Here is a 12,280-nt window from a genome sequence, read left to right as displayed (position 1 = left end):
GTCCGCCGGCGGACGCGGGCGTGGCGGCGGCTCGCCGTCCCGGCCACGCCGGGCGCCGGCCGGGAGCGGGGTCTGACCGGTGCGGTTCGCGCCGGCCGGCCGCGGACGGCCACCGGCCGACGTGGCCGCGGCGCGCGACGACGGCTTTTCGTCGTCCTCGTCGGGGCGGTCGGTGTTCTTGAGCTTCTTCGGGGCGTCCGGGTCGCGCTCGCGGAAGATCCGGACGAAGCCGATCAGCAGCGTGATGCCGGTGGTGATGGCCATCATCGGGAAGCTGTTGATCAGCGGGGTGCCGATGTTCAGGGCCTTCGACAGCAGGTCGTCGCCGCCCGAAGCCGACCCCGAGGTCAGCAGGATCACGGTGGGCACGGTGACGGCCAGCACGAGCGGCGGCATCACCATCGGCCCGAACAGGCCCCGCCGCCGCACCGCGCAGACCGCGATCACGGCCCCGGCGATGTAGCAGACGATGAAGATCACCGGGATGTTCGCCTGGGTCGGCTTGCCGAGGACGGCCCCGACGATCGCCAGGACGAGGCCGACCAGGACGGCCGCCCACCAGGGCAGGCCCCGCCTCGAACCGACGACAGGACGCTCATCCCACGGCACGGGGACGTCGTCGGCATCTGGATCGCTCTGGCGATCGCGAATCGCGGTCACAAGCGAACACCGTATCTCGTGGTTGTGAAGATCTTGCCAGCACCGCCGCCGACATGGGCCGACAGCCACCCGCGGGCCTGATCCGGTGGCGCCGGACAGCGGCCGGCGAGGGCGCCGATCGGCGTCCACCACGAGGGTGACCGGAGCGGGTCCGCACCGGCGGTTCCCGCGATCGGCCGGAGCCGTCGCCGATCGCCGCCGTGCTCGCCGGACGAGCTCGCGTGGCCGGAAAACCGCTGGTCAGCACATCGGTCGCGCACCGGCGGCCACGAGAACCGCGCCCGCTCGCTCAGCTGGCCGCCAGTTCGTCTCCCTTCCGCACCGTCGGCACGGCGGCCGGGCTGCCCGACGCGTCCGTGAGCGGCGCCACCGTGGCCCGGAACGTCTCCAGCGCCTCCAGCTCCCGCCGCCGGGCCGACAGGAACCGCTGCAGGTGCGTGCTCGACAGGTTCAGCGCCTCCACCGCGCCACCCGCCGCCCGGTGGGCCGCCGCCGCTCCGGCCCGCACCTGCTCCACGTCCGCTTCCAGGGTCCGGTCGCTCGCCGCGAACAGGGCCGCCGAGGCCAGCACGCCGAAGCCCGTCGGGCCGCACAGGAACACCCGGCGGTCGATCAGCCAGCGCAGCAGTTCCGGGTCGGTGTCCAGGGCCGCGACCACCGCCGCGTCGGAGGGGACGAACATGATCGTCCCGTAGATCGCGTCCGCCCAGCGCTGGTAGCCCTTGCCCGCCAGCTCCGCCGCCCTCGACCGGATCTGGCGGACGTGCGCGCGCAACGCGTCCAGCCGCTCGTCCGGGTCGTCCGTCTCCACCGCCTCGGACCACGTCGCCATGCTCGCCTTGGCGTCCACCGGGACCGTGCGGTCGCCGCCCACGCGCAGCACCATGTCCGGTTTCGCCGAGCCGCCGCCGCCCAGGTCCGTCTGCAGCGTGAAGTGCAGGTCTTCGCGCAGCCCGAGGGCGCGCGCGGTCTCGACCAGCACCTGCTCGCCCAGCTCGCCGCGCCCGCTGATCGAGGCGAACGCGACCTCGTAGCGCCGCAGCGCGAGCTGCTGCTGGTCCGCCTTGGCCCGCTCGGCCGCCACCAGCCGGGCCGCCGCGTCCGCCCGGCGCATCCCGTCCTGGTACAGCCGCCACAGCAGCGCGACGGCGACCAGCAGCAGGACCGCGAGCACGATCGCCGCGGTGGTCAGCACTGTCGCCACTTCGCCTCCTCCCTCCGAGGTCCGGCTCGCAGACATCATGGCGGACGGCACCGACAAAAACCGCACCCGAACCGTCGCTCTGGGTAGCTGACCTGCGAACACATCGATTCGCGGCAGGGCGTGTCCGATCCGGCACGCTCGTGTTAGTACACACGTTCGAGTGAGCCGGCGGCGTGCCTCCGGGATTTCGTCGGAGCCGGGTCGTACCTTGGCCCCCGTGAGATTCCTGCACACCTCCGACTGGCACGTCGGGCGCACGTTCCACGGCGCCGATCTGCTCGCGGAACAGGAAGCGGTGCTCGGGCACCTCGCCGACCTCGTGGCCGGCGAGGCGATCGACGCCGTCCTGGTGGCGGGCGACATCTACGACCGCGCGGTCCCCTCGGCGGAGGCCGTGCGGGTCGCCACGAGAGCCGTCGCCCGGATCCGTGCGGCCGGTGCGCAGCTGATCGTCACGCCCGGGAACCACGACTCGGCGCCCCGCCTCGGCGCCTTCGCGGAGTTCGCCGCGGCGGGTGGCCTCCACCTGCGCACCACCGTCGCCGGGCTGGCCGAACCGGTGCTGCTGGAAGACGCCCACGGCCCGGTCGCCGTCTACGGGATCCCTTACCTGGAGCCGGAACCGGCGCGCCACGCGCTCGGCGTGCCGGAGGCACGCGGTCACACCGGCGTGCTCACCGAAGCCATGCGCCGCATCCGTGCGGACCTGGAAACCCGGCCGGGCGTCCGTGCGGTCGTCCTCGCGCACGCCTTCGTCACCGGCGGCGAGCCGACGGACAGCGAACGCACCATCGCGGTCGGCGGCGTCGAGCAGGTGCCCGGCTCGGTCTTCGACGGCGTCGACTACGTCGCACTCGGCCACCTCCACGGCCCGCAGACGCTCGCGGAGCACCTGCGCTACTCCGGCAGCCCGCTGGCGTACTCGTTTTCCGAGGCGCGCCAACGCAAATCCGTCTGGCTGGTGGACCTCGGCGACCACGGTCTCGCCGAGGTCCGGCGGCACGAACTGCCCGTGCCGAGAGCCCTCGCCACGCTCACCGGCGAGCTCGAGGACCTCCTGCAGGACCCAGCCCACGACGGCTACCTCGGCCACTTCCTGTCGGTCACGGTCACCGACCGGGTGCGCCCGGTCGACGCCATGCGGCGGCTGCGCGAGCGGTTCCCGTACGCCGTGCACCTGGAGTGGGAGCCCGCGGGCGGGCACGCCGGCGCCCCGCTGCGCTACTCCGACGCCGTCCGCGGCCGGACCGACATCGAGGTCTCGCGCACCTTCCTCGACGACTGCCGCGGCGCCCCGCCGAGCGAGCGCGAAGAGCGGCTTCTGTTCCACGCCCTGGAAGCGGCCGACCGGGGGGCCCTCGCGAAATGAGGCTGCACAGGCTGGAGGTCGAAGCCTTCGGGCCGTACTGCGCACGCGAAGTGGTCGACTTCGACGTGCTCGGCGCCGACGGCCTCTTCCTCCTGCACGGCGAAACCGGCGCGGGCAAGACGACGCTGCTGGACGCGATCGCGTTCGCGTTGTTCGGCGTGGTTCCCGGCGCCCGCAACGAAGCCAAGCGGCTGCGCTGCGACCTGGCCGAGCCCGACCAGGTCACCGAGGTCGCGCTGGAGCTCACCGTGCAGGGCCACCGGCTGAAGATCGTCCGCAACCCGGAGTACCAGCGGCCGAAGCGGCGCGGCGAGGGCACCACCACCCAGCAGGCCCGGGTGTCGCTGAGCTGGATCGGCACCGCACCCGCCGGCCTGGCGCCGGAGGGCCTGATCCGGATCGAGGAGGTCGCGCGCACGGTCGAACGGCTGCTCGGGATGACCGCGGCCCAGTTCTTCCAGGTGGTGCTGCTGCCCCAGGGCGAGTTCGCCCGCTTCCTGCGCTCGGACACCGCCGAGCGCGAGAAGCTCCTGGAGCGGCTGTTCGGCACCGAGCGCTTCGCCGACGTCGAACGCTGGTTCGCCGACCTGCGCGCCGAGCGCGGCCGCGAGCTGGAGGCGCGCCAGCGGGACGTGCGCGAGCTGCTGGCCCGGTACGCGCAGGAGGCCCAGCAGGACCCGCCCGAAGCGGACGTGGCCGAGTGGGTCGATGCCGTGCTCGCCGAGGCGGAAGCACGCGTCAAGCAGGTGACGGCCGAGGAGGAGCAGGCGCGCGCAGCCGCCCAGCGGGCCGACGCCTACCTGCAGGAAGAACGTGCGGGCGCGGAGAAGATCCGCCGGGTCCGCACCGCGCACCTGCGCCTCCTGGAAATCACCGAACAGGCGCCACAGCGTGCGGAGTGGGCGCAGGAGGTCGCGGCCGCGCGCCGGGCGGCCGGCGTCGCCGTGGAGGCCGACCTGCTCGACCGGCGGGCCGCCGAACTGGCCGGGGCCGAGCAGGCGGAGAAGGCCCGCGGCGGCCGGCTGCGGGAGTTCGGGACGCGGGCGACCGGCGACCTCAAGGCGCGGGCGGCCGCCGTGCGCGAGGAGGCCGGCGCGGTCGCGGAACTGGTCGCCGAGGCCGAGCAACAGGAGCTCGACGCCATGCGGCGAGACGACCGGAAGCTCGCCGCTGTCACGGCGCAGCAGCAGGTCGAAGCCCTGACCGCCGAGCTGGCCGCGGTCCCCGGCCAGCTGGCCAAGCTGCGGGCGGACGCCCTCGAAGCGGCCGAAGCCGAGGCGAAGCTGGAGGGCGCCAAGGCGAAGGTGGACGAGCTGCGGGCCTTCGCCCGTGACGCGGCCGACCTGCCCGAGGCCCGGGCGAAGGTCCAGCGGGGCGAGGCGAAGCTGCGCGAGGTCGTCGACGCGCACCAGGCGGCCCGGCAGCGGCGGCTCGACCTGCGCGAGCGGCGGCTCGACGGGATGGCGGCCGAGCTCGCCGCCGCGTTGCCCGACGGCGCGCCGTGCCCGGTGTGCGGGTCGGCCGAGCACCCGGCGAAGGCGAGCCGGGACGTCGAGCTGGTCGACCCGGCCGAGGAGCGCGCGGCCGAGGAAGCCGAGCAGGCGGCGGACGCGGTGCGGCAGCGGGTCGTCGTCGCGCTGGAAGAGGCGAAGGCCCGGCTGGCCGGGCTGGCCGAGCGGCTGGCCGGCCGCACGGCGGAGTCGATCACCGCCGAGCTGGCGCAAGCGCGGACCACGGTCGCCGCGCTCACCGGGAAGGCGGCCGCGAAGGCGAAACTCGGCCAGCAGGTCGTCCTCCTGGAACGGGACGTCGAGACGCGGACCGAACGCCTCCGCCGGGCCGAACAGGCGGCGGTCGAAGCCACCACCGACGTCCGCGCCCTGGAGGAGCGCCTGGCCGAGCGGGACCGCCGGCTGGAGGCCGGCCGGGGCGAGTTCGCGGACGTCGGGGCGCGGCGGACGCACCTCCTCGGGCTGGCCGAGGCGCTGGAGGCGGTCGCCGAGGCCCGGACGGCGGTCGTGGGCGCGCGGGAACGGGTGGCCGAACAGCGCGCGCTGGTCGATGCGGCGGTGGCGGCGAAGGGGTTCACGTCGCTGAAGAAGGCGCGGGCCGCGATGCTGCCGGACGAGCAGGTCGAGAAGCTCGAACAGGGCATCGCCGAGGCCGAAGCGGCCGCGGCCGGGGCGCGGGCACTGCTGGCCGAGCCGGACCTGTTCGGGATCTCACCGGACGACGTCGCGGACGTCGGCCGCGCGGCCGACGCGGCCCAGCTGGCCCGGGCGCGCGCCGATTCCGCGTACGCGGCGCTGCGGGTGGCCAGCGCCCAGCACGAGCAGCTGACCCGGCTCGCCGCCCGGCTGCGCGAGACGCTCGCCGGGCTGGCGCCGGCCGAGGCGGAGTACGCCGAGCTGCGGGCGCTCGCCGATGTCGTCAACGGCCGCGGGCAGAACAGCCGCAAGATGTCGCTGCGCTCGTACGTGCTGGCGGCGCGGCTGGAAGAGGTCGCGGTCGCGGCCACGCACCGGCTGCGCACGATGAGCCAGGGCCGGTACGCGTTCGTGCACTCGGACGCGGCCGGGGCGCGCGGTACCCGCGGCGGGCTCGGCATCGACGTCCTGGACGACTACTCGGGCACCATCCGCCCGGCGAAGACGCTGTCCGGCGGCGAGTCTTTCCTCGCCTCGCTGGCCCTCGCGCTGGGGCTGGCCGACGTCGTCGCGGGCGAAACGGGCGGCGCCTTGCTGGACACGCTGTTCGTCGACGAGGGCTTCGGCACGCTGGACGCCGAAACCCTCGACGTCGTGATGAACATCCTCGACGAGCTGCGCGCCGGCGGCCGGGTGGTCGGGCTCGTGTCGCACGTCGAGGAGCTGCGGCAGCGCATTCCGACCCGGTTGCGGGTCCGCAAGTCCCGCACCGGCTCGACGCTGCAGGTGCGGGCCGGCTGACGACTCGGACAAGATGGAGCCATGACCGACCAGCCGCCGAACGGCCTGCCCCGCTACCGCCTGCTGACCGGCCCGGACGACGCCCAGTTCTGCCACCGCGTCAGCGAGGCGCTGGACCTCGGCTACCGGCTGCACGGCTCGCCGGCGGCGACGTTCGACGGCGACCGGGTCATCGTCGCCCAGGCCGTGCTGTGGCCGGGCGAACCGGGCTGAGCGCGCCGCAGGTACATCCCGGCGTAGGAACACCACGGCGTCCACGCGCGCGCCCGCTCCGGCAGTGAATCCGGCGAGATGCCCAGCGCCTCGGCGCCCCGGCGGACCGCGGGGTCGTCGGCGAGCAGCACGTCCGGGGCACCGAGCACCCGCATCACGACGTAGTCCGCGGTCGACGGGTCGACGCACGTCAGCAGCTCGGCCCGCAGCGCCGCCGCGTCCCGGCCGACGTGCACGTCCAGCCGGCCTTCCGCCAACGCCGCGATCGCGGCGTGGCCCGGCACGGCCGCGGCGACCTCGGCCGCCGTCGGGAACAGCCGCGTCACGCCCCACTCGCCCGGCACCTCCGCACCGGGCGGCACTTCGCTCAGGAGGGTGCGGAGCAGCAGCTCCTCGCCGTCGACCGCGCCCGGCACGCGGATCCCCGGCACGGCCGCGACCACCGGCGCCAGCACCGGATCGGCGCCGAGGACGCGGGTGACCGCCGCCGGGTCGGCGTCGAGGTCGAGCAGCCGCCGCACCCGGCTGACCGCGCTCCCGAGGTCGCGCAGGTCGGTGAGCACCAGCTCGCAGCGCACGTGGTCCGGCGCGGGCGTCAGCCGCACGACGCCGGTGCCGTGGGCGAGCCGCAGGGTGCGCGCGTAGGACTCCGGCGTCACTTCCTCGACGCCCGGCACGGCGTTGGCCGCGAAGAAGCGAAGCAACCCGTCGGCGTCGAACGGCGGCCTGAACGGCAGCCGCAGGCTGAGCCGGGTCCCGCTCACGTCACCCTGACGCCCACGCCGTGAAGCAGCGAAGGCGCGAAGCTGCGAAGGCGTTGTCGCGAACACCTCGCGGATCGTCTCGTTGAACTGCCGCACGCTGGAGAAGCCGGCCGCGAACGCGACGTCGGTGAGCGGCAGCTCGGACAGCTCGATGAGCAGCCGCGCCGAGTGCGCGCGGTGCGCCCGGGCCAGGGCCAGCGGGCCCGCGCCCAGCTCGGCGGTGAGCACCCGGCCGAGCTGGCGTTCCGAGTAGCCGAGCCGCCGGGCGAGGCCGGGGACGCCGTCGCGCTCGACGGTCCCGTCCGAGATCAGGCGCATCGCCCGCGCGGCCAGGTCGGCGCGCACGTTCCAGTCCGGCGAGCCGGGCACGGCGTCCGGCAGGCAGCGGCGGCAGGCGCGGAAGCCGTTGGCCTGCGCGGCCGCCGACGTCGGGAAGAAGCGGACGTTCTGCGCCTTCGGCGTCGACGCCGGGCAGGACGGGCGGCAGTAGATGCCGGTGGTGCGGACCGCCATGATGAACTGGCCGTCGAAGCGCGGGTCCCGGGCGGTGACCACGCGGTAGCAGCGTTCGGCGTCCCGCCAGAGTGCGAGCGTGTCGGTGACCATGGATCCGAGCATGCCAGCAGGTCAGCGCGGTCACTGGCGGAAATCCGCCACGGCGTTGGGTGCGTGGGGCCCGACCGGCCCGGCCACGTAGACTGCGGGGTCGTGAGCCTCACCCTCGGTATCGTCGGCCTGCCCAACGTCGGCAAGTCCACCCTGTTCAACGCGCTGACCCGCAACGACGTGCTCGCCGCGAACTACCCGTTCGCGACGATCGAGCCGAACGTCGGCGTCGTGCCGCTGCCGGACCCCCGGCTGGACAAGCTGGCCGAGCTGTACAAGTCGGAGAAGACGGTCCCGGCGGTGGTGTCCTTTGTGGACATCGCGGGCATCGTGAAGGGCGCGTCCGAGGGTGCCGGCCTTGGCAACAAGTTCCTCGCGAACATCCGTGAGGCCAACGCGATCTGCCAGGTCATCCGCGTGTTCGACGACCCCGACGTGGTGCACGTCGACGGCCGCATCGACCCGTCGAGCGACATCGAGACGATCAACACCGAGCTGATCCTCGCCGACCTGCAGACCCTGGACAAGGCGCTGCCGCGGCTGGAGAAGGAAGCGCGGACGAAGAAGGAGAACAAGCCCGCGCTGGACAACGCCCAGAAGGCGAAGGAGATCCTCGACGCCGGGCGCACGCTGTTCCAGGCCCAGAAGGAAGTCGACTTCGAGGCGCTGCGCGAGCTGAGCCTGCTGACGACGAAGCCGTTCCTGTACGTCTTCAACGCCGACGAGCCGGTGCTGACCGACGAGGCCCGCCGCGAGGAGCTGACCAAGCTGGTCGCCCCGGCGGACGCGGTGTTCCTCGACGCGAAGGTCGAGGCGGAGTTGCTCGAGCTGGACGACGAGGAGTCGGTCCGCGAGCTGCTGGAGTCGGTCGGCCAGCCGGAGCCGGGCCTCTATTCGCTGGCCCGCGCGGGCTTCCACACGCTCGGCCTGCAGACGTACCTGACGGCGGGCCCGAAGGAGTCCCGCGCCTGGACGATCCCCCAGGGCGCAACGGCCCCCCAGGCGGCGGGCGTGATCCACACGGACTTCGAGCGCGGCTTCATCAAGGCGGAGATCGTTTCGTACGACGACCTGATGGAGGCGGGCACGATGGCCGCGGCGCGCGCGGCGGGCAAGGTCCGCATGGAGGGCAAGGACTACGTCATGGCCGACGGCGACGTGGTCGAGTTCCGCTTCAACGTGTGAGCGTCAACTACTGACTGTTGCTTTCATTGGGCGCAGGATATACTGCGTCCAATGAAAGCTTCGCCGAGTCTGCTGCCGCTGCTGCGTTCGCGCATGCAGGGTGAGCTGCTCGCGCTGGTCCTGTTGCACCCGGAGCGCGAGTACAGCATCACCGAACTCGCCGAGGCTTGCGGCGTCACGCCGACGGCCGTGCTGCGCGAGGTCGAACGGCTCGCTGGGGGCGGCATCCTCGAAGACCGGCGGGTGGGCCGGAGCCGGCTCGTCAAGGCGCGGACCGACACTCCGCTGTACCGGCCGTTGAGCGAAGTCCTCTCGGTTACCTTCGGGCCACTGCCGCTGCTCGCCGAGGCTCTGTCAGGGCTGGCGGGCGTACGGGAGGCCTACATCTACGGGTCGTGGGCCGCGCGCTACCGCGGCGAACCGGGGCCGCCGCCCGGTGACGTCGACGTGCTCGTCGTCGGCTCGCCCGATGCCGACGCGCTGTTCGACCTGGCCGAAGGCGTGTCGCGACGGCTGGGTCGTGAGGTCAACGTCCACCGGATCTCGCCGGCGGCGTGGGCGGCGAGCAGCCCGGACCCGTTCCTCACCAGCGTGCGTGAGCGTCCGCTGGTCCCGCTGTCCCTCGACGAGGAGACCCGATGACCCGGTGGAACCAGGGACGCGCCACGATCGACGCCCTCATCGCGCGCGGCTCCCTCGAACACGTCCCGGCTTCGCGGGAGGCCGCGGATGCGGAGCTCGCGAGGGCTCGCACGCACGTCGCTTCGGCGCGGCAGCTGCTCGACTCGGACCCGGAAGGCGCCTACACGCTGGCGTACGACGGCGCCCGCCGGGCCTTGGCGGCCGTCCTGCAGAACCAGGGCCTGCGGGCGACGAGCCGCGGTGGCCACATCGCCGTCTACGAGGCGGTTCTCGCACAGCTCGATCCGCCGCTCGGGCCACTTCTGCGGCCCTTCAACCGGATGCGGATGCGGCGCAACGAAGTCGCGTACCGGTCGTCCGAAGTGCCTTCGGTGACCGCCGAGGACGTCACGGCCGACATGGCGAAGGTCGACGATCTCATCGGGGTCGCCGAGAAGGCCGTCCCGAACATGCCCCGGTATTGATCGTGGCGAGCTCCCGCCCGCTCACGCCCAACGAGCGGTCGGCACTGGACACCCTGCTCGCGGCGGACTTCCCCGGCGCCGCAGAACTCCGCGCCCAGGCCGCCACGGCCCGGGTGACCGGTCGTTGCGGCTGCGGGTGCCCCACGATCGACCTCGCGGTGGCCGAAGCGGCTCCCCGCGCGGCGCTGACGAGCTCGGTGGCGGTCGAGGCCGACGCCCCGGACGGCGGCGGCCTCATCGTGTTCGCCGCCGAGGGCCGGTTGTCGTGCCTCGAGTACTGGTTCACGGCGGACGAGACGCCGGCCGCGTTCCCGCCGCCGGAGCAGATCGCTTGGTAGCCTGCCGGACCCGGGGATCCGGCAGGCCGGAGCGACTCAGCCGAGCAGGCCCAGCAGGGCGATCACGATCAGCACCACCGCGGGGGCGAGGGCGTTGATCCAGGCGCGCTGGGCGGTGGTGAGGGCCGTGTTCATGGGCGTTCCCTACGGGCGAACCGAATGCTTCCGCAGGGACAGCGCGCTGATCATGCCCGCCGTTAACAGCTGTGATCGAACTCTCAGCCGTCCAGGTGACGGCGGTTGCGGGCGGTGAACCAGAGCACACCGCCGGCCGCCGCCACCATCGTTGCGAATGCCGCCGTGCCGACCACGATTGCCTGAGTCATCTCTGTCTCCCTCCCGAAGGTTCCGGTAACCGAGAGACGTCGAAGCGGCGCTATGGTGCACTCAGCGTAGCCGGGATCACAGCACTTCGTCGATTTGCGCGGCCAGGTCGAAGTCCTTCGCCGTCAACCCGCCCGCCGAGTGCGTCGAGAGGCGGAACGTCAGCGTGCGCCAGCGGATGTCGATGTCCGGGTGGTGGTCGGCGGCCTCGGCGAGTTCCGCCACGCGGTTCACCACCTCGATCGCCCGGGGGAAGCTCGCCAGTTCCACTTCGCGGGAGATCACCGCGCCGGTGCGGACCCAGCCCGCGCGGAAGCCCAGCCGCCGGTCGGCTTCGGAGTCGCTCAAGATTTCCGTCATGTCTCCATCGTCCTGCGTCCTGGACTACGCTGCACGGTTGCCACGGGAGTCCGGTGAGCCGGGCTGAGAGGCGGGTTACCCGCGACCGTTCGCACCTGAGACGGATCATGCCGGCGAAGGGAGGGCTTCCCCTCCTCGTCCGGCGAAGTGCAGGAGGGTAGATGAAACGCAGGGCTGCGACGGCCATCGCCGTCGTCGGCGTGGTGGCCGCGGGATGCTCGCTGTCGGACGGGTCCGGTGGCACGCAGCAGACGCCCACCGTCACCCTCGTGACGCACGACTCGTTCCTGGCGCCGCAGGAGGTGCTCGACGCCTTCCAGAAGCAGTCGGGCATCAGGATCTCCGTGCTCAAGCAGGGCGACGCCGGTTCGCTGACCAACAAGCTCGTGCTGACGAAGGCCAACCCGATCGGCGACGTCGCGTACGGCGTCGACTCCACCTTCGCCTCGCGCGCGCTCAGCGAGGGCGTCTTCGAGCCCTACACCAGCCCGGAGGCCGACCGCGGGCCGCAGCGCTACGCCGTCGACCCGGAGCACCGGCTCTCCGCCGTCGACGTCGGTGACGTCTGCGTGAACGTCGACACGAACTACTTCACCGCCAAGGGGATCCCGGCGCCGTCGACCTACGACGACCTGGCCGACCCGAAGTACAAGGACCTGCTGGTCGCCGAGGACCCCGCGACGGCGTCGCCCGGCCTGGCGTTCCTCCTCGGCACCGTCGCCAAGTACGGCGAAGCCGGCTGGAAGGACTACTGGACGAAGCTGAAGACCAACGGCGTCAAGGTGGTCAGCGGCTGGGAAGAGGCCTACACCAAGCAGTTCTCCGGCTCGTCGGGCAAGGGGCCGCGGCCGATCGTCGTCTCGTACGCGTCGTCGCCCGCCGCCGAGGTCGGCGACGACGGGAAGCCGCGCACCAAGGCGCTGCTCGACACCTGCTACCGGCAGGTCGAGTACGCCGGCGTGCTGGCGAACGGCAAGCAGGCCGACAACGCGCACAAGGTCGTGGACTTCCTGCTCTCCCAGCAGTTCCAGGCGACCGTCGCCGCCAACATGTACGTCTACCCGGCGCGCCAGGGCGTCGACCTGCCCGCGGGCTGGGCGCAGGTCGCGCCGCTGCCGCAGAAGCCGCAGACGCTGCCCGCGGACCAGGTGCAGGCGGGCCGCGAGAAGTGGATCGGCGAATGGCGCACGCTCCTGCAGTGAC

12 protein-coding genes and 1 riboswitch are annotated in these 12,280 nt (G+C 73.0%); of the genes, 8 read left to right on the top strand and 4 right to left on the bottom strand.

Features of this window, described 5'->3' with window-relative positions:
- Both C2L59_RS06480 and C2L59_RS06475 read right to left on the bottom strand, forming a co-directional pair.
- On the bottom strand, window positions 1-660 hold a 660-nt coding region (locus tag C2L59_RS06480), incomplete at its 3' end, for a DUF6542 domain-containing protein (RefSeq protein WP_103348601.1).
- 289 nt (window positions 661-949) lie between these two features.
- Complete coding sequence (locus tag C2L59_RS06475) at window positions 950-1,864, bottom strand: DNA recombination protein RmuC (RefSeq protein ID WP_103348588.1); 915 nt, start codon at window positions 1,862-1,864, stop codon at window positions 950-952.
- Between the two features lie 217 nt (window positions 1,865-2,081).
- Between C2L59_RS06475 and C2L59_RS06470 the strand changes: the two genes are divergently transcribed.
- From C2L59_RS06470 to C2L59_RS06460, 3 genes are read left to right on the top strand one after another with little or no spacing between them, the layout of a single operon-like run.
- Entirely contained in the window at window positions 2,082-3,233 is a 1,152-nt protein-coding gene (locus C2L59_RS06470) for an exonuclease SbcCD subunit D (RefSeq protein ID WP_199198934.1), read from the top strand.
- Window positions 3,230-6,181 carry an AAA family ATPase gene (locus tag C2L59_RS06465; protein ID WP_103348586.1) on the top strand — a complete coding sequence of 984 codons (2,952 nt, stop codon included), beginning with the start codon at window positions 3,230-3,232 and terminating at the stop codon, window positions 6,179-6,181. Before C2L59_RS06470 ends, C2L59_RS06465 begins: the two co-directional genes overlap by 4 nt.
- Window positions 6,182-6,202: 21 nt before the next feature.
- Window positions 6,203-6,394 (top strand): DUF1737 domain-containing protein, encoded by a 192-nt coding sequence (locus C2L59_RS06460; RefSeq protein WP_103348585.1) that lies wholly within the window; start codon window positions 6,203-6,205, stop codon window positions 6,392-6,394.
- Here C2L59_RS06460 and C2L59_RS06455 read toward each other — a convergent pair.
- Complete coding sequence (locus tag C2L59_RS06455) at window positions 6,304-7,776, bottom strand: DNA-3-methyladenine glycosylase 2 family protein (RefSeq protein ID WP_233223299.1); 1,473 nt, start codon at window positions 7,774-7,776, stop codon at window positions 6,304-6,306. The genes C2L59_RS06460 and C2L59_RS06455 overlap by 91 nt on opposite strands.
- A gap of 90 nt (window positions 7,777-7,866) precedes the next feature.
- Between C2L59_RS06455 and ychF the strand changes: the two genes are divergently transcribed.
- The 4 genes from ychF to C2L59_RS06435 are packed head-to-tail and all read left to right on the top strand — an operon-like array spanning window position 7,867 to window position 10,393.
- A complete protein-coding gene (gene ychF / locus C2L59_RS06450) occupies window positions 7,867-8,949 on the top strand; it encodes a redox-regulated ATPase YchF (protein ID WP_103348584.1) in 1,083 nt (360 codons plus the stop codon).
- Window positions 8,950-9,000: 51 nt separating this feature from the next.
- Window positions 9,001-9,591, top strand: a complete 591-nt coding sequence (locus tag C2L59_RS06445; RefSeq protein WP_103348583.1) for an ArsR family transcriptional regulator — start codon at window positions 9,001-9,003, stop codon at window positions 9,589-9,591.
- A complete protein-coding gene (locus C2L59_RS06440; protein ID WP_103348582.1) occupies window positions 9,588-10,055 on the top strand; it encodes a hypothetical protein in 468 nt (155 codons plus the stop codon). The genes C2L59_RS06445 and C2L59_RS06440 overlap by 4 nt, the downstream gene beginning before the upstream one ends.
- Window positions 10,056-10,057: 2 nt before the next feature.
- On the top strand, window positions 10,058-10,393 hold the full coding sequence (locus C2L59_RS06435; RefSeq protein WP_103348581.1) for a hypothetical protein: 336 nt from the start codon (window positions 10,058-10,060) through the stop codon (window positions 10,391-10,393).
- A gap of 402 nt (window positions 10,394-10,795) precedes the next feature.
- Here C2L59_RS06435 and C2L59_RS06430 read toward each other — a convergent pair whose 3' ends face one another.
- Window positions 10,796-11,077 carry a 4a-hydroxytetrahydrobiopterin dehydratase gene (locus C2L59_RS06430; RefSeq protein ID WP_103348580.1) on the bottom strand — a complete coding sequence of 94 codons (282 nt, stop codon included), beginning with the start codon at window positions 11,075-11,077 and terminating at the stop codon, window positions 10,796-10,798.
- A 32-nt stretch (window positions 11,078-11,109) separates the two neighbouring features.
- Window positions 11,110-11,217: riboswitch (TPP riboswitch) on the top strand.
- Between the two features lie 21 nt (window positions 11,218-11,238).
- On the opposite strand from C2L59_RS06430, the gene C2L59_RS06425 reads away from it, so the two are divergent.
- Entirely contained in the window at window positions 11,239-12,279 is a 1,041-nt protein-coding gene (locus C2L59_RS06425; RefSeq protein WP_103348579.1) for a thiamine ABC transporter substrate binding subunit, read from the top strand.
- The last annotated feature ends 1 nt before the right edge of the window (window position 12,280 follow it).

This window comes from Amycolatopsis sp. CA-128772 (assembly GCF_002904295.1).
Lineage (GTDB): Bacteria > Actinomycetota > Actinomycetes > Mycobacteriales > Pseudonocardiaceae > Amycolatopsis.
Note: the sequence above shows the minus strand (reverse complement) of the source record. Positions and strands in the feature narration are given on the sequence as shown.

Bases quoted from the DNA above. Each gene is read 5' to 3' on its own strand.
- C2L59_RS06460 (WP_103348585.1), top strand. From the start codon at position 6,203: ATGACCGACCAGCCGCCGAACGGCCTGCCCCGCTACCGCCTGCTGACC.
- C2L59_RS06430 (WP_103348580.1), bottom strand. From the start codon at position 11,077: ATGACGGAAATCTTGAGCGACTCCGAAGCCGACCGGCGGCTGGGCTTC.
- C2L59_RS06465 (WP_103348586.1), top strand. From the start codon at position 3,230: ATGAGGCTGCACAGGCTGGAGGTCGAAGCCTTCGGGCCGTACTGCGCA.
- C2L59_RS06440 (WP_103348582.1), top strand. From the start codon at position 9,588: ATGACCCGGTGGAACCAGGGACGCGCCACGATCGACGCCCTCATCGCG.
- C2L59_RS06455 (WP_233223299.1), bottom strand. From the start codon at position 7,776: ATGCTCGGATCCATGGTCACCGACACGCTCGCACTCTGGCGGGACGCC.
- C2L59_RS06425 (WP_103348579.1), top strand. From the start codon at position 11,239: ATGAAACGCAGGGCTGCGACGGCCATCGCCGTCGTCGGCGTGGTGGCC.
- C2L59_RS06445 (WP_103348583.1), top strand. From the start codon at position 9,001: ATGAAAGCTTCGCCGAGTCTGCTGCCGCTGCTGCGTTCGCGCATGCAG.